This is a genomic window from Acidimicrobiales bacterium, assembly GCA_036378675.1.
GTDB lineage: Bacteria > Actinomycetota > Acidimicrobiia > Acidimicrobiales > Palsa-688 > DASUWA01.
In genome coordinates this window covers 25875-43247 of record DASUWA010000023.1, presented here as the reverse complement: position 1 = coordinate 43247, position 17373 = coordinate 25875, and the positions used below count along the sequence as shown (strand labels likewise).

The following is a 17373-nucleotide window of genomic DNA, read 5'->3' as shown; positions in this document are numbered from 1 at the left end:
AGGAGGGGATCGCTAATGGCAACCGGCACCGTGAAATGGTTCAACTCAGAAAAGGGTTTCGGTTTCATTTCCCAAGACGATGGCGGTCCTGACGTGTTCGTTCATTTCAGCGCCATCTCCGGCAATGGGTACCGCAACCTCGAGGAGAACCAGAAGGTCGAATTCGAGACCACTCAAGGACCCAAGGGCCTCCAGGCCAGCAACGTCACGCACATCTGATATAGCGCCGTCGCTGTCGATGGCGCCGAGGTCTCACTCGTCGGCCTCGGCGCCGCCCGGCCCCGGAGGCCGAACGACGCCTAAGGCCTTGGGCGGGCGAGAAATCGAGCGGGCCGCGCTGCCTTAGGCAGGCGCCCGAGGTCAGCACCCCTGCGCGACGAGCGAGCTCGGCGTCTCGAGTCTCGACACCGTCAGCAACCAAGCCCCACTAGACCCGGATGCAAGCCGCCGCCGGCGCGTGAGAAGACGCCGGACGCGGCCGGCGCCGTTAGGCGTCAGCTGGGTCTGGGCCCGACCAGCGGCGTGACATGAGCGAAATGACTACGGTCGTTCCAGCGAGCGAATGCCCGGGCCAGCGGCCGTGGTCCTTCGATGCGGATGGCGTCGTCGGCTGTCGCCTCGGCCCAGCTGAGATGCCCCATGTGCCAACGCGCGAACCGCTCCGGATCGGCGCTGATAACCAAATCCTCCTCGCCGGCGTAAGTGGCGCACACCTCGCCCCGACCGTGCTCGATCAGCCACCAGAACCGCGACTCCTTCTTCGGCTGACCGGCGAAGTCGAAGCGGATCACCAGCCGCCGGTCAGGGACGCGATCAGCGGCCAGGCTGTTGCACATCGACCACAACGCGACATAAGGGTCGAGGTGCTCGGGCGCCGCCTCCAGCCACCGGGCGCCCCACTCGCCCAAGGCGACACACACGTCCCAGAGGTCCTTCCCCGCCTCGGTGGGCAGATAGCGGTGGCCCCGACCGCGCGCGACCGGGCGGCGCTCGATCAGACCGTGGCGTTCCAGCCAGTACTGCCCCACACCGATCGGGCAGTACTGGCCGTCGCCGCGCACGGCGCCAGTGTGGCACCATCCCCGCGCGACCTCTAGTCCAGATCTTGGACTTGCCCGGCCGGCACGAGACGGAGAACCTAATCAAGACGAAAGGAGGACTCGGTGAGCACTACCGCAGAGAACCAGGCGATCGACCAGACGGCGCTGGCCGAACTCGAAGGGGACTTTCGGGGTGAGCTGATCAGGCCCGGAGACGCTTCTTACGACGAGCGCCGCAAGATCTGGAACGGGTCCATCGACCGACGCCCGGCGCTCATCGCCCGCTGCGCGGGGGTGGCCGACGTCATCGCCGCGGTGCTCTTCGCCCGACGGACCGAACTTGTTGTGGCGGTGCGCAGCGGCGGCCACAGCTGGCCGGGCCTGTCGGTGTGCGACGGCGGGATGGTGATCGACCTGTCGCTCATGAAAGGCATCCGCGTCGACCCCGAAGCCCACACCGTGCGAGCGGAGGCCGGTGTTCTGTTAGGCGAGCTCGACCGGGAGACCCAGGCGTTCGGACTGGTCGTGCCGGCCGGCGTCGTCACCCACACTGGCCTGGCCGGACTGACGCTCGGCGGAGGGATCGGCCACACCATGCGCCGCTACGGCCTTACCATCGACTCCCTCCTCTCCGTCGACCTGGTCGCCGCCGATGGCCAGTTCATCAAGGCCAGCGAGACTGAGAACCCCGAGCTGTTCTGGGGGGTGCGGGGCGGCGGCGGCAACTTCGGGATCGTCACCTCCTTCGAGTTCCGCGCCCACCCGCTCGGCCCCACGGTCATGGCCGGCCCGGTGTTCTGGCACATGCGCGACGCTTACGAGGTGCTGCGCTTCTACCGGGACTGGATCACCGACACCCCCGATGAGCTCACCACCATCGTCAATTTCCGCAAAGCCCCGACCTCACCGCTGATCCCCGAGGATCTGCAAGGCAAGCCAATCGTCGCCGTCCTGTGTACCTACGCCGGGCCCATCGAGGACGGCCAGAAGGTGATCGAGCCACTCAAGCGCTTCCGCACGGTCGTCCACGACCTGTGTCAACCCAAGCCGTTCGTCGCCCACCAGGCGATGCTCGACCCCGGCCTCCCTCACGGCTGGTGGTATTACGCCCGCTCCTGCGACGTCGCCCAACTCACCGACGACGTCATCGACATCACCGTCGACCACTCCCTGCGCATCCGCTCACCCCGCACCACCTACCCGATCTTCCAACTCGGCGGCGCCATCCGAGCGGTCGGCGACGACGACACGGCCTTCAACGGGCGCGGCGCCGGCCACACCTACAACATCAACGGCATCGCGCCCGGCGACAAAGGCGAAGGCTTCGATGAAGAGCGCGAATGGGCCCGCGGCCTATGGGAAGCCCTCGCCCCCTACCACTCCAGCGTCTATGTCAACTTCTTGATGGACGAAGGCGAAGACGGCATCCGCCGCGCCTACGGGCCCGCCAAATACCAGCGGCTCAAAGAGGTCAAGAACACCTACGACCCAGACAACTTCTTCCGGCTCAACCAGAACATCCCACCGGACAGTCGTTCCCCCACGATGACGGGTCTCGAGTGACCCACGAGTGGCTCTGCGATGACTGCAGTTGAACTCGATCAAGAGCGGACGATCCGCGAAATCCTGAGCTAGGGCCGCCGAATTCCTAATCCGGACGATCCACACGTTCCGCGGGCCAGTCTCCACAGGGATGGCCGAGGGCGACACTTTGCAGAGAGGCTCGGTGTCACGATTGACGCTTGTGTGAGCGCCAATCGTCAACCGGGACTCCCGGTCTACCTGCTGCCCGCGAACCTTCGACGAGGAGACAAGAAGCGCCGAGCGCGACACGTATCGTCGAGGTCGGCGCTCAGCTTCGACCCGGTTCCGAGGAGAGATATTCCTGATACGTTCGAACAGCTTGCAAGCGCTTCTTTGACCCAGGTCCTTCCGTTGTGACGCGCCGAACGACTCAGCTATCGGGCTATGTCATCCTCGCGGCTGCGGACACCACGTTCGCCGCCAGGAGAATGCGCCGCGTCCGCTGGCTGAGCAAGCCGGCGTTGATGCCGGTGTTGGCGGCTGTTGCGATCGCCGAAGAGACAAGCGCCGGCGCTGCTCAGACGGATCCCCTGATGCTCGCCGGACTAGGGCTCTCCTGGCTCGGAGATATCGCTCTGCTCGGAGAAGGTGATGGTCGCTTCACGGTTGGCCTTGGCTCGTTCCTAACTGCACACTTCTTCTATCTGCTGGCGTTGCGCCGTCGACACAAGGGTGTCCTCCGCCGTCGGGTTTGGATCACCGGGAGCTACGGCTTGGTCTGGTTGATCCTGAACGCGGTGCTCTGGAACCGCACCGGCAGCCTGCGCTTCCCTGTGTTGCTGTACGGAACTGCTCTATCGGGGATGGCGCTCGCGGCACTGGATACCGGCAGCCCCGCCACCGCCGTCGGAGGTGCGGCCTTCCTGCTCTCGGACACCATCCTCGCGTTAGACAACTTTGATGTGGTGAGGGTGCCGGCGGCCGATGCCATCGTGATGGCCAGCTACACCGCTGCCCAGGCCCTGATCGTCTTGTCCCAAATAAGGACGGAGAACAGGCATGGCGGGCCGTGAAAGAGAAGATCTCCGGTGCTCTCGCTGGACAACGCAACGGCACCGTGGATGCGCCCGGCTAACCCTTTGGGCGACTGTACGGACTTCCTGGTTGCCGGAAGCGATCACTTGCGCGTCGGGACCGTTGCGGCTTTCTCGAACAGATGTCTGGAGCAGGTACATCAGGCTTGAGTCGGTGGGTCGCAACGACTCACGACACGAAGTGACGACCGGTCGGCGAGTTCGAACCGCGACCGAAGCCTGCATAGCCTGGGAATAAGTCGAGCCCATGGCTACCGCCTGATACGCAGTAGGGAGTTACGGCATATAAGGCTCGGTCGGCGGATCTTGGTGCCCGACCGGGCTATCGACGATTTGCTCGATGGTGCTGGTCTTCCAGGGCCGCGTGCGAACGGACGGAGAAACGCTCTGGCTGTAACCCCTGCATATATCTGACAGTGAGATGTCAGGCCTCGCGAAGGTCGACCGCGATTATTCGGCGGGGCCCTGCCGCCGACCCGCCCGTTTTGCGCGTCGGGCCAACGGGTCCGCGGCCGGCGTGCCGCGGCCGGCTCCTGACGGGCCCGACTCGAAGGTGTTCGACTCGCCTTTGGGCTGGCACCTGGGACCTATCCGACGTGTCATCCGGGAGTTCGGATTGGCCCTCATCACGCTCGGCGTGATCGTCTTGCTGTTCATCGCCTACCAGCTGTTCGGCACCAACCTGACCGAGGCACGCAACCAGACGCAGCTCGCCAAGCAGTTCGGCACGACGGTGGCCACCGGGGCGCCGATCAAGACCGTCACACCCGATTCGGTCCCCGACGCCCTTCCGGCCACCCCGCCCGGTGGCGCCGTCGAGCACCTGGTCATCCCCTCGATCCACGTGGACAAGTTCGTCGTGGAGGGGGTGGACGAAGCAGACCTGCGGCGCGGCCCCGGCCACTACCCCGGGACGGCTTACCCGGGCCAGAACGGCAACGCTGCCATAGCGGGCCACCGCACCACCTACGGCGGGCCCTTCTTTGAGCTAAACGGGGTCAAGCCTGGAGACCCCATCCTCATCACGGACCTCAACGGCCGGACCTGGACCTACATAGTGCACAACCAGGAAGTCGTGAGCCCCAATGACGTGTCGGTGCTCGACGCGACGACGTTCCCACAGCTCACCCTGACCACCTGCAACCCCCGCTTCTCAGCGGCCCAGCGGCTGATTGTCTTCGCCCGGCTGCAGGGCCCCCCCGGTGTCGTTGAGTCCCCGGCTGCGGTTTCCGCCGGCGCGTCTAAGACCCTCCGTCACGACGGCTCCAGCGGCAATGCCGACACCGTCGGGTTCGGCACCTCGACCAATCTCGGCAGCGGCCGCTCCAGCGCCTGGGCTCCGGCCATTCTGTACGGGCTATTGGCCATCGGCACCTGGCTTCTCGCCCGGCTGGTGTCCAAACGCTCCCGCCGCTGGTACCGGGGCGGGGCCTTCACCATCGGGATCGCTCTCGGCCTGATCCCGCTCTGGCTCTGCTTCGAAAACGTGAGCCTGCTGCTGCCCCAAAGCATCTAGGTCTGGGCTTCCTTCCCCGGTACGTCAGGACTCTGAGGCCGCGTCTCGAAGATCGGCCACCCCACCTCGGTCCTCCACGCCGACTCGTCGTTAGTGTCTTGCGGTCCGACCACGTAGTACTCGCGGATCAGTCCATCGACGGCCACGGCGTGCTCGGTCACGTACGTAGCAAGTGCCCCGTAGGATCGGTCCAGGTCAGAGTGGGAGCCGCTGTGAATGATCACGGCGAGCTCCGCCCCCGGCACCGACATCTGTCCCACCCGTCCCACTGGCCGCACCCCACCGGTCATGGGGAGGAAGAGGGTCGCGGCGCCACGCTCTTCGGTGAACAGCTCATTGGCGTAGATACCGCCGGGCGCGCCACAAGCGACGACGCCTTGCGCGGCCAGCGTTCCCGCGAGCTCCCCCAGCGCTCCGTGATACCAGGCCCCCAGATCCCCGAAGTCCACGACGGACGTGATCGCTGCCGCCTGGGTCGCCGGAACCTTGCGGTGCTCGATCAGCGCCGGCGGCGAGGGGTGCTCGAGAAGGTCACGTAACGAGGCCACGGCGCGCTGAGTCTCGGCCAAGCTCTCCTCCAAACGGGCAAGGTGAGCGGAGATGAGCTCTGAACGGGCCTCCTGGTCGGAGGCCCGGAGCACTGATCCGATGTCCTCGAGCGGCATGTTCAGCTCCCGGAACCGTCGGATCACCTGGGCGATCGGGATCTGGTCGCTCGCATAGCGCCGGTAGCCGGTGAACGGGTCGACCTCGGCTGGTTCGAGAAGGCCAGCCCGGTGGTAGTGGCGCAGGGTCTTGACGCTGAGGAACGTGACCCGAGAGAAATCGCCGATCGTCAACGAGCCGTTCACCGACCCAGTTTCAACCCTCCCCCAGGGGGAGAGTCAACCCCGCAAGGACCCCTTGACTCTCCCCCAACGGCACCGCCCATCGTGACGTTGTCGGCCACCGGGACCGATCAGAGCAAGGAGGAAACCATGCCTATTGCCACCGAACTGCGAGGCGTGGTGGGCGAGTTCGTCGCGGCCGTCAACGCCTTCGACCTCGACCGCATCGTTGACACGTTCACCCCCGACGCGTACGTCAACGACATCAGTCGCGAAATGTGGGGCACCGGTGCCATACGTGCCTTCATGTCCAAGGAGATCGTCGGGGACCACGTGACGATGGACGTCCGCGAGGTCCTGGACCATTACGGCGACATCATCGTCCGTGCCCGCATCGACGGGACCTATGACAAAACCAACCTGCCCGATGAACTGGTGTTGACCAGCTACTTCGGGATCTGTGACGACAAGATCACCAGCCTCACGATCATCGCCAATAACCCAAGCCCCTATTGAGCAATCTTGCTTGCTACGGGCCCGCCTCGCCTCGGACCCACTTCACCAACTGCAAAACGACCACTGCGTTAGCCGGCGACGCAGAGTCGAACGCAATGCCTCCCAGAGTCAGCCGGGAAGCCGGAAAGGAATGCGCAAAATGAGCACCCTAGTAACCACCGAGTTCTTCGCCCAGCCAGGACGAGGGGACGATGTCGCCAAGCTTCTGCTCGAGATCCTGGGAGAGAGCCTGAACCACGACGGCTGCGAAATCATCCGGATCGTGCGCGATCAGGACGACTCGGACCACGTCGCCGGGGTTACGCAGTGGACCGAGCGCCACAACTACGACGACTACCTCTCATGGCGTACGCAGCACGGATTTACCGCCACGTTCGAGGCCATGCTCGTCCAGCCCTTCGTCATTCACTACTACGACACTGCGTACCTTGGAGAAGGCACTGCTTTCGTGGGAGCGACTCAAGCATCGGATTAGGAACCGGCAGTTCGCTGCAAGCCAAACCAGTCGTCGAGTGCTCCCCATGATTCGAATTCACTTAATCGCTGACGCTCAGGCTTGGGCAAACACAAGACGTCGTCACAAAATCTCGCGGTAGTCACCGGTGAGTTCCTCGGGCAGCTGGAAAGGAGCCACGGTCCTCTCACGATCGACGGCATGTGGGGTCTGCGCTTCCTGGCAGGCTCCCTGAACGTCGTGGCAGGCGCTGTGTACTTCACTGCGGGCCCGGACCACGAAGCCGACGGTCTCCTCGGCGACATCGTCACCAACTCCTAGCTCCCGTGCAGAGCGGGGTGCGGGATCTCCTCCGACCCGCACCCCGCGAGCACTGTCGCCTGGCGATTCGCTGGGTCACCCACCATCTGAGTCCTCGGGGTATCTCCTCAGGGGAGCCCGAGTATGTCGGCGGCTTCAGCCGGGGTAGCTACCGGGCGGCCCGCGGTGCGGCACAGTTGGACTGCCCTATTTACGAGTTCGGCGTTGGTGGGATTGTCCGGACCGGCGTAGAACTCGAGGCCCAGGTGGATGTGGCCCCCCATTTGGAGGGCCGCGCCGGCGATTTCGCTGGACGTCACGTCCCCTCCCACTAATGAAACCGCCCAGGGCAGGTCGCATCCTTCCAACAGATCCATATAGGCAGCCAGCGCTGCTCGGGTCGGCGGCAAACCAAACGGCGAGCCGTAAAGGCCCTCGTCGTTGGAGAAATACAGCTTGACCATGGCGCCCGCTGGGAGTCGTCCGGCGCGCCACCACGCCAGAGTTGTCCGCAGAAACCCCGGTTCGTAGATGGCCAGACTCGGACCGAGCCGGTGGTCACGACAGATCTCAAACGCTCGTCGAATGGTCTCGAAGGAGTTGGCGTAGACAAACTCGCCGACTGGTATCCCGTCCTGATCGGCGGAGCCGAGGTTGACCGAACCCGGGTCTGTGAGCCCGATTCTCAGCATGCCGCTTTCGGCTAGGGGGATGAGGTGCTCGTAGCTGATGCTCTTCCCGAAGTGGACGGTCGGATAGACAAGGGCGTCTGAGCGCTCGGCCAAGACCGGGCGCCATCCCTGCAGGTAGCGCTCGGCCGCTTCGTTTTCGCTAACCCCCGTAACGTCGATGTGGTTGTGGATGATCGCCGCGCCGGCTTCGATGCTGGCGAGGGCATCGCTGGCTACTTCCTCCGGCGAACGAGGCACGTGAGGGTTGCGCTCCCGGGGAGTGAAACCGTTGATCGCGGCCTCGATGATCACGGGAGCATCGGTCATGATCCGGAGAACAGTAACGGGTCGAGGCCGGACTCACGGCGCTTAGATAGGGCGGAATGTCGCGGTACCTCTTAGAGAAACCGACCGGGAAGTGACCCGTTACCCGATCGGAGACTTGTTTGATACGAAATCCTCGGTGAACGGGAGTAAGAACCGGATCGCTCAGCGTCACTCACCTCAGAGTGAATCCCACATGGAGTCGGACATCCTGAGACGCTCCCCTGCCTCTCAAGTCCCCATCGACCGGCCCAGATTACGGGTGGTAGCGAGTCGCCGGGTTGAAGGTAACTGGCAGACCGCGTCGGGTGACGGGTTGGGATCCGGGCCAGAGACAGCAATGCTCACTCGAGCTGAGCCGTCTCATGATTGAACTCGTCTCGGAGAGACCTGACCGAGTGGTGTGCCGACCGGTCGGTGACTTAGACATCTACTCGGTTGATGCATTCCGCCGCGTCATTGGCGACGTGACCCGCAGCGGCGTGGCGCTGAAGATCGATCTGATGCACTTGACCTACATAGATGTAGTTGGAGCGAGAGCAATCAGCAACGCAAGCGGATACGTCAGCAGCGGAGGATCTCCCACGCTTGTCGTCGGCGGGACTCGAGCGATTAGGAGAATGGTCGACTACGCAAGCGAGAGGTCATCCTAGACACGGCGAGAGGAGGGGACGGGAGACAGCGCACCTGAACCTCCGCTTTCAGGTGCGCTGTCGTTGATCGTTGTCGGCCCCGGTGCTCGCGATGGAGCGACTCACCGGGGCCGACAACTAGAACTCGGGACGTCTACAGCGGAGGGAACTGGGAGTTGGGTACTGGCGCCGCGAGGTTGGCGGTTGGAGCGTCCTGGGTGAAGCCGATGACCGCGTCGAAGCCCTTGACGAAGAGCAGGTCGGCGTAGGATTGCTGGAATTGACCAGGCGGCGAGGGCGGGGCGATGCTCACCGCGAGTACGCGTCTTCGGTGACGCTGTGCATAGTTGTGTCAAACGACCGATCTGGTCTTGTTCTTGGCGATGAGGGGGCCCCTCACGGACGCCCGGCGTGCGGCACAGCGACCCGTTGAAAAAGAACGATGCCGTTCGAGGCGCCGCTGCCGCCGTACTCGTTGGCCACGATGTACAGGGTGCGCCCGTCGTCGCCGCCGAGCATGCAGGAAAAGCACCCTCGATCCGTTTCGACCGTCTCGAGCACCTGACCCCCCGGGGCGACCCGCGTGCAACTCTGCTTGGGCACGCTGGCGTACCAGATCCCGCCCTCAGCGTCCGCGCAGATTCCATCGGGGGCAGCACCGGGTCCGAGATCAGCCCACACCCGCCGGTCGATCAACTCGCCGGAGTCGGTGATGGTCCACGCGGTCAGCCGGTCTGCGTGCGACTCGGCTACGACGAGGGTGTCGTCGCCCAACACGGCCATCCCGTTGGGGAACCACACGTCGTCGGCAACCTGGCTGCTGGTCCCATCGGGCAGCACGACGGCCACGATCCCCGGCTTGGGCTCCTCCCACGGCATCGAGCCAGGCATGTCGACCCAGGCCCGACCGGCGCCGTCGACGACGATCTCGTTCAACGGCTGACCGGTGGCGCCGTACGGTTCCAGGGCCGGGCCCGCCACCACCCCGCCTGGCGTAGTGGTGACGAGCCTGCCATCGGGGAGCCAGTCGATCGAGAACGGCAGTCCGTTCACCCTTGCGGCGACATCACGGTTCCCGTCTGCGTCGAAGACCAGTATCTCCCCGGCCAGCCAGTCGCACATCCAGAACCGCCCGTCGTGCCACCGGGGGGACTCGCCCATCTGAATTCCACTTGCGAATAGCTCTGCCATACCCGAATAGACGCTAAGCGGCGCCAATCCTCATCGGACTTCGTCCACTGGTACGAGCGGCGCGGTCCCCGCGGACCGGCGGAGAGCGAGGGGGCGTCGTTTTCCGGGAGCGTTATGCCGCACGTTCGCGAACACCCCTCAGCGCGAACAGGATGCCCAACCCCAAGACTGTTGGAGGAAATCAGCCCGCGGTGGGCGGACCGAGCGGCCGTGTCTCACTCCATTCGAGGATGATCTGGCGGTCCGCTATGTACCAGTTCCGATCGACCTTGGTGAAGATGTCCAAATAGCGCAGCCAGGCCACCATCATCATGCGGGTTCCGCCTTCGGTGTAGACGTGATGAGCAATGGTGTAGCTGTCACCGGTCGCTCGGTTCGCGCCAAGTATGACCGTACTTTGGCCGTTGAAGTGCATAGTGGCTTGATAGCGGTTCAGGTCATCGAATACTGGAGACAGCGCCTCTCGGCCTTGCAGAACGTAGTTCGCTTCGGAGTCCGGGCCGTCCATGTACACCGCGAAGCGGGCGTCTTCGGTGAACAGCGCCTTCTGTCCTTCCGCGTCACGGGTGTCCGCACAATGGGCGTACGCGTCGAAGAGCTCGCGAATGGCGAGGCGGTCGGCGGCTTCATCCGGCGAGAGCGTCGAGTCCGATGCCATCGCTCAGGCGTAAACCGAATCCGGGAAAGCTGGGTCGAGCGCGATTGATCGGGGATTTGTGGCGCGCTCCTGTCGATCGGGGCGGGCGTCGGAAGTTTCCATCAACACTCCTTTCGTCTGGTTGGAAGCCCCGGAGGTCAGGCGGCCGATCGCAATGACTTGATCTCCGAGCTGGTGCCGATGTGCTTCAACAGCCAAGACCAAGCTGGAGATGCCAGCGGCGAAACTGAAAATGCCAAAGACCTCGACGAGAGACACTGCACCGATGTCGGGTCGCGCAAACAACACGATGCCCAGCGCGATCGAGAGCATCCCCGAGATCCCGAACAACGCCCGCCTGCCGGCAGCTTCGCCCGACCCGAACACCATCGCGACCTCCCAGGCACCAGTCACCACAGCCCACGCGGCAATCCAAATCGTCAACACGTACGCAGTGATCCCCGGCCAGGCCAGGGCGACGATCCCGGCCGCTCCGTCGAGCGTGGCCAGAATGAGACGGCCAAGAACCGGCCCGACCCGGTCCTGGGAGAACGCCGACGCGGCCTGCCAGATCCCACTGGTGAAGGCGCCGATGGCGAAGACGATCACTACCGCGCCAATTGTGATGCCGGGCCAGGCGATAGCGATGACGCCAACAGCCACCGCCAACAAGCCACGCCAGACCAGCGACCGTGAGACAGCACTCAGCATGACGCACGCCTTCCTTTCACTTAGCTCTTGGCCGGGGGTTGCAGAGTTGCAGTAGCCCAACCCTTACGCTGGGCCGTTACACTGTAACGGACCGCACGTTACACTGTATCGGGTGCCCGGTCCAGCAAAATCTCAACTCAAGCTCACCGATGAGGGGATCGCTCGAACAGCCCTCGAGGTCCTCGCACACCAAGGTGTGGCTGGCCTGTCGTTCCGCAGGGTCGGCACCGAGCTTCGGACATCGCACATGGCGGTGCACCGATATTGCGGCAGCTTCGAGGGCATGTTGGATTTGTGCGCCGACTACCTCGCCGAGCAATTGCCGGAGGTCGATCCGCAGCTCCCGTGGTCGAGCGCTACCGAGTTGATGTACACCGCCCTCTACGAGACCATGGCCGAACATTGGGGCCTCATCGCCTTGATGCGAGGCCGACCCTGGAGAGGTCCGAACATGATCCGACGGTTCTCGGAGCCTATGGTCGCGGCCAGTCTGGCAGCGGGGCTCAACGCGCAAAAGGTCGTTGAGTGTCACCGGGAGCTGTACGTGTTCGCGGTGGGCTGTGCGCTTACTCACGAGATGTTCGGCCCCACGGATGCACTCGAGGCTGTCGACGAAGGTGACTTTCCCGCGATGGCTTCGCTTCACGACATTCAGACCCAACCCGATCAGTCCGACAAGGACAGATTCCTGCGAGGCATACGCACGCTCATCACTTCGTGGGACCCTCAAGCCGGCACACGCAAGCCCCCGGGTCCTCGCCCGAATACCCCACGTCGCTCCTCCCACAGAGCGAGCTAGCCATCGACAACCCCCGATCCTGCGGGGTCAGCGGCGAAGAACTAACCCAAGGGGTTTCGCCCATTGACGGCTCCGTCGCGCTGGAGCTACTGCCGGACTCTCCGCCCCGCGAGCGTCGACTGGGCGATGTCCCGCGGACCATTGTTGCGCTCTTCGTCCTTGCGTGTGCCCAGCTGCTCGTCGGCCTGGAGAGCTCTGGAGTTCGGAGGAGCGAGCGTGCTGTGCTCCGGCTCGGTGGTCATGCTTCCTCCGCTGCTGCGCGAAGCTCACAGGAGCAGCCCAGTTGGTCCTGGTGCTATTGCCCGCAGCAATCGCCGTGGCAATGGCCGCGAGCCGGCGGTTCGGGGCTGTTGGACGGCTGCTGTTTGCGACCGTGGTCGGAGTTGCCGTCGGCAAGCTCGATAGCCACCTTCTGCTCCGCCACTCCCATCCTGAGACGTGGCCGCAGTTTCTCGCCGGTCAAAACGGGGTCTTCGCCGTAGCGTTCCCACCAGTTGCGTGGTTCTTGGGGGCGGCGGCCATCCTGACTGTGTGCGGAGGCGAGGGCAGGCAACAAAACTGCGTGAAGCTCCCTAGGAATTGAAAAACCCCGCCAGGCACTGGTCCCGACGGGGTTTCGAGATGTCGGGACGCTCCCATTTGAGAGCATCCCTTGGTGGGATGATCCCGAAACCCCGAGACCTGCGATTAGCAGCGTCTTCTGACGAGAGGTCCACAGGTTCAGGATGCGATTGTCCACCCCACCTGGTTGGCTCTCCCTTGTGTCGTGGCTAATTCATGATAATCTTCATCTTGATTTCCGAACAAGGGGGAACCGTGGGTTGGGACTTCGCCACTGACCCGGACTTCCAGGCCAAGCTGGACTGGGCCGACGACTTCGTGCGCAACGAGTGCGAGATGGTCGATCGGGTCATCGACCATGCCTGGGACATGTCCGATCCGGTCCGCCAGGCACTCATCCCGCCCCTGCAGGAGAAGGTGCGAGCCGAAGGCCTGTGGGCCTGCCACCTCGGCCCCCGGCTGGGCGGTCCCGGCTACGGCCAGGTCAAGCTGGCCCTCCTCAACGAGATACTGGGCCGCTCGCACTGCGCCCCCATCGTGTTCGGCTGCCACGCTCCGGACTCGGGCAACGCCGAGATCCTCGCCCACTTCGGCACGCCTTATCTCAAGGAGCGCTATCTGAAGCCGCTCCTGGACCAGACGGCGGTGTCGGCCTACTCGATGACTGAACCGGCCGGCGGCTCCGACCCGACCGGCTTCGTGACCCGAGCCGAGCTGGACGGGGAGGAGTGGGCGATCAACGGGGAGAAATGGTTCTCTTCCCACGCGAACTTCGCCGCGTTCCTGATACTCCTCGCCGTCACCGAACCCGATGCCCACCGCCACAGGCGCATGTCCATGTTCGTGGTACCGGCTGACACGCCCGGTGTGGAGATCGTACGCAACGTCGGGCTGTACGGGCACAAGCCAGGCCACGGGACTCACTCGTATGTCCGCTACCGCGAAGTCCGCGTCCCGGCCGATCACCTCCTGGGGGAGAGGGGCGAGGGATTCCTGGTGGCGCAGACCCGCCTTGGCGGGGGGCGGATCCACCACGCCATGCGTACCATCGGCCTGGTGCGCCAGGCCCTCAACGACATATGCGAGCGGGCCCTGTCGCGCTGGACCCAGGGCCAGACGCTGGCCCAGAAGCAGCTGGTCCAGGACATGATCGCCGAGTCGTGGATCCAGCTGGAGCAGTTCCGGCTGCTCGTCCTTCAGACGGCATGGAAGATCGACACGTACGAGGACTACCAAAGGGTGCGGGCAGACATCTCTGCCGTCAAGGCGGTGATGCCCAAGGTCCTGCACGACGTGGCCAGCCGGGCGGTGCAGATCCACGGCGCGCTCGGCGTCTCGTGGGAGATGCCCTATGCCGAATGGGTGCTCGAGTCGTACCACATGGGCCTGGCCGATGGGGCCACCGAGGTGCACCGCACCACCCTGGCCAAGCAGATACTCAAGGACCACCGGCCGACGGACGACCTGTTCCCCAGCCGGCACCTGCCGAAGCTCGAAGCCCGGGCCCGGGCCCGGTACGCCGCCGTCCTGAACGAGCACAGGCGGCCGTGACCTCCGCCGGCGAGACCTCGATCGGTGTCTGCGCCTACGACCTGTCGGCGTCCGATCTGGTGGAGCTGGCTCGCCAGGCGGACCGGGCCGGGTTCGAGTCGCTGTGGCTGGGCGAGCATGTCGCCCTCCCGGTCGGATACAGCAGCAGCCACCCGACGGCCGGCACCGCAGCCCACGAAAGACGGACCTCGCCCATCGTCGAGCCCGACACCCGGCTGACCGACCCCCTGGTCGCTCTCGCGGCGTGCGCAGCCGCGACTGAGAGGATCCGGCTCGCGACGGGCATCTACCTGCTCCCGCTGCGCCATCCGCTCCTGTCCGGCCGCATGGCCCATACCCTCCAGGACGTCTCCGGCGGACGCTTTCTGCTCGGCCTCGGGGCGGGTTGGCTGACCGAGGAGTTCGATGCCCTAGACGTGCCCTTCGCCGAGCGCTACGGGCGACTGGTCGAGTCGATCGCCTACATGAGGGCGGCCTGGCAGGGCGGTCCGTTCGACTTCGAGGGTCGCTACTACCGGGCCCAGCAACTGCAGCTGTGCTCCGATCCGGTCCGGGTCCCCTTGATCCTCGGGGGCAACACCGATGCCGCGCTCGACCGAGCGGCCCGGCTGGGAGACGGCTGGTTCTCTTCCGCCACCCCCTCCTTGGACGACGCCTGCCGGTACCGGGACCAGCTGCTGGACCGCCGCGCCGCGCACGGGCGGCACGGCGAATTCGAGGTGTACGTCCGGATCGCCAAGCCGGACCCCGAGACGGTGGAAGCCTACCGGGTCGAGGGCTTCGACCATCTGGTCGTATGGGCCGACCAGCTCTGGCCGGCCCACGGCACGGTGGAGGAGAAGCAGGTCGGGCTTTCGCTGATCGCAAGCGATCTGGGGCTTCGAGCCAGAGAGGAGTCTCCGAAGTGAAGCTGATTGTGCATTCGAGCAAGTGCGTGGGCCACGGGCGCTGCTACTCGGTCGCCCCCGGGATGATCGAGTACGACGATGACGGCTACGCCATCCGGGACCGGGCCATCCCGGTGGAGCCGGACGGGATCCCAGCCGCGCGGGAAGCGGTCCTGGCCTGCCCCCAGCAGGCCGTCGAGCTCATCGAGGGGTGAGCACGGAGACGGCGGCCGTCCGCCCGGGCGAGGAACTGGCCTGGGACCGGCTCCAAGGCTGGCTGCGCCCGCAACTGGCCAGGTTGGGCCTGGACACGGCCGCCCCGATGTCTGTGCTGCAGTTCCCCAACGGATCGGCCAACCTCACCTATCAGCTGTCGTTCGGGCCGCTCCGCCTGGTGCTGCGCCGACCGCCTTTCGGCCGGCTGGCTCCGGGCGCCCACGACATGCGACGAGAGCACCGGGTGCTCTCGCGTCTGTGGCGCGGCTACGACCGCGCTCCGCGGGCCTATCTCTTCTGCGACGACCATGACGTCATCGGCGGCGACTTCGTCGTCTCCGAGTACCGCTCGGGCGTGGTGGTGTGGGGAGAGCTGCCGCCGTCGATGGCCGAAACATCCGGGGCAGGCCGCCGAATCGGGCTGGCCGTGGTCGACGCCCTCGCCGATCTGCACCTCGTCGATGCGGCCGCCCTGGGCCTGGCCGATCTGGGCCGGCCGGACGGGTACGTCCAGCGGCAGATCGACGGCTGGACCAAGCGGTGGCGGCTCGTGGCGTCGGAAGAGCACGGCCCGGTGATGGAAGAGGTAGCAACCATCCTCGGCGCGTCAATCCCCGCGTCGCCGGGGGCGTCGATCATCCACAACGACTTCAAGCCCGACAATTGCCAGTTCGCCGAGGGCCGGCCGGATCGGGTCACCGCCGTGTTCGACTGGGACATGGCCACCGTGGGAGACCCCCTGGCCGACCTGGGCACCCTCCTCAACTACTGGCCCGACCCGGCCGACACCCCCGCTGACCGGGCCCTGTCCGTGGAAGGGCTCGAGCGGATCGGCCTGCCGACGCGCGCCGAGGTCGTCGAACACTACGGCGCCCGCACCGGGATCCCGACGGACACCATCGGCTGGTACGAGGCCTTCGCCTGCTGGAGGACGGCGACCGTCTGCCAGCAGCTGTACCACCGCTATGCGATCGGCGAGAGCGGCGACGACCGCATGTACCAGAGGGGCCTGCTCGTGGGGTCTCTGGCCAAGCGGGCCCTCCGCCTGGCCCTGCCGCTCAGCGTCTGAACCGAACGACGGCCGGCGATCACCACGGTGACGTTCCGCCGTCGACGTTGATGGTGGATCCGGTGATCCCGGCCCCGGCCTCCGACGCGAGGAGGGCGGCGACGGCGGCGACCTCCGCGACGGTGTTGAGACGCTTGGTCAACGCTTGGGCGGCGTAGCCCTCGAGGAACTGCTCGTAGCTGATGCCGGCGGCGGCCGCCGCCTGGGCTCCCGCCGTGCGGGTCAGGTCGGTCTCGACCGCCCCCGGGCATATGGCGTTGGCGGTGATGCCGACCGGGCCGTACTCCACCGCCACGGCACGGGTCAGCCCGTTGAGGGCGGCCTTGAACGTTGCGTAGTGACTGGCCTGGGGATGCAGCACGTGCTTGCCTTCGAGCGACGAGATGTTGATGATCCGCCCCCACCCGCCGGCGATCATGGACGGCAGGGCCCGGCGGGTGGCCCAGAAGGCGGAGTTGAGGATCCAGTCGTTGGCCTCCCGCCACGCCTCGTCCGATAACTCGGCGAGCGGGGCGAACCCGCTCGAACCGCCGGCGTTGTTGACCAGGATGTCCACCGGGCCGTACCGATCGACGGCGAAGTCGATCAGGGCCTCGGTGTCGTCCTGGCGGCGCGCGTCGGCGGAGAAGAAGGTGGCCCGGTCCCCCGCGCCCATCTCCTCCAGGGCCTGCTTGCCCTTCACCTCGTCCCGCCCGGAGATCACAACGCGAGCTCCGTCCGACAGAAGGCCTTCGGCCACCCCCCGGCCGATGCTCCGGCTCCCGGCGGTGACAACCGCAACTCTTCCTTCCAGCGACATTGGCAAACACCCCCTGATGGGTCCTATACGACTGTCCCTATACGACTGTCCCTA

At 65.4% G+C, this 17373-nt stretch carries 23 protein-coding genes; 14 read left to right on the top strand and 9 right to left on the bottom strand.

Annotation, left to right across the window (positions count from 1 at the left end; all coding sequences use genetic code 11):
• The first annotated feature begins 15 nt into the window (after nucleotides 1–15).
• Nucleotides 16–219: a cold-shock protein gene (locus VFZ97_08575; protein ID HEX6393483.1), complete on the top strand. Its 204-nt coding sequence runs from the start codon at nucleotides 16–18 to the stop codon at nucleotides 217–219.
• 275 nt (nucleotides 220–494) lie between these two features.
• Here VFZ97_08575 and VFZ97_08570 read toward each other — a convergent pair whose 3' ends face one another.
• Nucleotides 495–1061 carry a hypothetical protein gene (locus tag VFZ97_08570; protein HEX6393482.1) on the bottom strand — a complete coding sequence of 189 codons (567 nt, stop codon included), beginning with the start codon at nucleotides 1059–1061 and terminating at the stop codon, nucleotides 495–497.
• A 102-nt stretch (nucleotides 1062–1163) separates the two neighbouring features.
• Between VFZ97_08570 and VFZ97_08565 the strand changes: the two genes are divergently transcribed.
• From VFZ97_08565 to VFZ97_08555, 3 genes are all read left to right on the top strand, one after another.
• Nucleotides 1164–2603: an FAD-binding oxidoreductase gene (locus VFZ97_08565; protein ID HEX6393481.1), complete on the top strand. Its 1440-nt coding sequence runs from the start codon at nucleotides 1164–1166 to the stop codon at nucleotides 2601–2603.
• 374 nt (nucleotides 2604–2977) lie between these two features.
• On the top strand, nucleotides 2978–3637 hold the full coding sequence (locus tag VFZ97_08560; GenBank protein ID HEX6393480.1) for a lysoplasmalogenase: 660 nt from the start codon (nucleotides 2978–2980) through the stop codon (nucleotides 3635–3637).
• 442 nt (nucleotides 3638–4079) lie between these two features.
• Nucleotides 4080–5174: a class E sortase gene (locus VFZ97_08555; protein HEX6393479.1), complete on the top strand. Its 1095-nt coding sequence runs from the start codon at nucleotides 4080–4082 to the stop codon at nucleotides 5172–5174.
• On the opposite strand, the gene VFZ97_08550 is transcribed toward VFZ97_08555, so the two are convergent.
• Entirely contained in the window at nucleotides 5171–6025 is an 855-nt protein-coding gene (locus VFZ97_08550; GenBank protein ID HEX6393478.1) for a MerR family transcriptional regulator, read from the bottom strand. The genes VFZ97_08555 and VFZ97_08550 overlap by 4 nt on opposite strands.
• Nucleotides 6026–6151: 126 nt before the next feature.
• Here VFZ97_08550 and VFZ97_08545 point away from each other — a divergent pair, with 126 nt between their 5' ends.
• The 3 genes from VFZ97_08545 to VFZ97_08535 all read left to right on the top strand — a co-directional run bounded on the left by VFZ97_08545 (nucleotide 6152) and on the right by VFZ97_08535 (nucleotide 7292).
• Nucleotides 6152–6517 (top strand): nuclear transport factor 2 family protein, encoded by a 366-nt coding sequence (locus VFZ97_08545; protein ID HEX6393477.1) that lies wholly within the window; start codon nucleotides 6152–6154, stop codon nucleotides 6515–6517.
• 139 nt (nucleotides 6518–6656) lie between these two features.
• Entirely contained in the window at nucleotides 6657–6992 is a 336-nt protein-coding gene (locus tag VFZ97_08540; protein HEX6393476.1) for an antibiotic biosynthesis monooxygenase, read from the top strand.
• An 81-nt stretch (nucleotides 6993–7073) separates the two neighbouring features.
• Nucleotides 7074–7292 (top strand): hypothetical protein, encoded by a 219-nt coding sequence (locus VFZ97_08535; GenBank protein HEX6393475.1) that lies wholly within the window; start codon nucleotides 7074–7076, stop codon nucleotides 7290–7292.
• Nucleotides 7293–7399: 107 nt separating this feature from the next.
• Here VFZ97_08535 and VFZ97_08530 read toward each other — a convergent pair whose 3' ends face one another.
• Complete coding sequence (locus tag VFZ97_08530) at nucleotides 7400–8269, bottom strand: 3-keto-5-aminohexanoate cleavage protein (protein ID HEX6393474.1); 870 nt, start codon at nucleotides 8267–8269, stop codon at nucleotides 7400–7402.
• A 362-nt stretch (nucleotides 8270–8631) separates the two neighbouring features.
• Here VFZ97_08530 and VFZ97_08525 point away from each other — a divergent pair, with 362 nt between their 5' ends.
• Complete coding sequence (locus VFZ97_08525; GenBank protein ID HEX6393473.1) at nucleotides 8632–8919, top strand: STAS domain-containing protein; 288 nt, start codon at nucleotides 8632–8634, stop codon at nucleotides 8917–8919.
• Nucleotides 8920–9052: 133 nt separating this feature from the next.
• Here the strand turns inward: VFZ97_08525 and VFZ97_08520 are convergent, their stop codons facing one another.
• From VFZ97_08520 to VFZ97_08505, 4 genes are all read right to left on the bottom strand, one after another.
• Nucleotides 9053–9211 (bottom strand): hypothetical protein, encoded by a 159-nt coding sequence (locus tag VFZ97_08520; GenBank protein HEX6393472.1) that lies wholly within the window; start codon nucleotides 9209–9211, stop codon nucleotides 9053–9055.
• Between the two features lie 83 nt (nucleotides 9212–9294).
• Nucleotides 9295–10089 carry an SMP-30/gluconolactonase/LRE family protein gene (locus VFZ97_08515; protein ID HEX6393471.1) on the bottom strand — a complete coding sequence of 265 codons (795 nt, stop codon included), beginning with the start codon at nucleotides 10087–10089 and terminating at the stop codon, nucleotides 9295–9297.
• 181 nt (nucleotides 10090–10270) lie between these two features.
• Nucleotides 10271–10747 (bottom strand): nuclear transport factor 2 family protein, encoded by a 477-nt coding sequence (locus VFZ97_08510; protein ID HEX6393470.1) that lies wholly within the window; start codon nucleotides 10745–10747, stop codon nucleotides 10271–10273.
• A 3-nt stretch (nucleotides 10748–10750) separates the two neighbouring features.
• Nucleotides 10751–11437, bottom strand: coding sequence for an HdeD family acid-resistance protein (locus VFZ97_08505; protein ID HEX6393469.1), 687 nt, complete (start codon nucleotides 11435–11437; stop codon nucleotides 10751–10753).
• Between the two features lie 112 nt (nucleotides 11438–11549).
• Here VFZ97_08505 and VFZ97_08500 point away from each other — a divergent pair, with 112 nt between their 5' ends.
• On the top strand, nucleotides 11550–12236 hold the full coding sequence (locus tag VFZ97_08500) for a hypothetical protein (GenBank protein HEX6393468.1): 687 nt from the start codon (nucleotides 11550–11552) through the stop codon (nucleotides 12234–12236).
• 86 nt (nucleotides 12237–12322) lie between these two features.
• Here VFZ97_08500 and VFZ97_08495 read toward each other — a convergent pair whose 3' ends face one another.
• Nucleotides 12323–12478 carry a hypothetical protein gene (locus VFZ97_08495; protein HEX6393467.1) on the bottom strand — a complete coding sequence of 52 codons (156 nt, stop codon included), beginning with the start codon at nucleotides 12476–12478 and terminating at the stop codon, nucleotides 12323–12325.
• Nucleotides 12479–12519: 41 nt separating this feature from the next.
• Here VFZ97_08495 and VFZ97_08490 point away from each other — a divergent pair, with 41 nt between their 5' ends.
• From VFZ97_08490 to VFZ97_08470, 5 genes are all read left to right on the top strand, one after another.
• The gene (locus VFZ97_08490; GenBank protein ID HEX6393466.1) at nucleotides 12520–12819 is read left to right on the top strand and encodes a hypothetical protein; all 300 of its coding nucleotides are present in this window, start codon (nucleotides 12520–12522) and stop codon (nucleotides 12817–12819) included.
• A 209-nt stretch (nucleotides 12820–13028) separates the two neighbouring features.
• Entirely contained in the window at nucleotides 13029–14348 is a 1320-nt protein-coding gene (locus VFZ97_08485; protein ID HEX6393465.1) for an acyl-CoA dehydrogenase family protein, read from the top strand.
• Nucleotides 14345–15256 carry a TIGR03619 family F420-dependent LLM class oxidoreductase gene (locus VFZ97_08480; protein ID HEX6393464.1) on the top strand — a complete coding sequence of 304 codons (912 nt, stop codon included), beginning with the start codon at nucleotides 14345–14347 and terminating at the stop codon, nucleotides 15254–15256. The genes VFZ97_08485 and VFZ97_08480 overlap by 4 nt, the downstream gene beginning before the upstream one ends.
• Nucleotides 15253–15450, top strand: coding sequence for a ferredoxin (locus tag VFZ97_08475; protein HEX6393463.1), 198 nt, complete (start codon nucleotides 15253–15255; stop codon nucleotides 15448–15450). Before VFZ97_08480 ends, VFZ97_08475 begins: the two co-directional genes overlap by 4 nt.
• A complete protein-coding gene (locus VFZ97_08470; protein ID HEX6393462.1) occupies nucleotides 15447–16520 on the top strand; it encodes a phosphotransferase family protein in 1074 nt (357 codons plus the stop codon). Before VFZ97_08475 ends, VFZ97_08470 begins: the two co-directional genes overlap by 4 nt.
• A 19-nt stretch (nucleotides 16521–16539) precedes the next feature.
• Here VFZ97_08470 and VFZ97_08465 read toward each other — a convergent pair whose 3' ends face one another.
• A complete protein-coding gene (locus tag VFZ97_08465; GenBank protein HEX6393461.1) occupies nucleotides 16540–17319 on the bottom strand; it encodes an SDR family NAD(P)-dependent oxidoreductase in 780 nt (259 codons plus the stop codon).
• Nucleotides 17320–17373 lie beyond the last annotated feature (54 nt).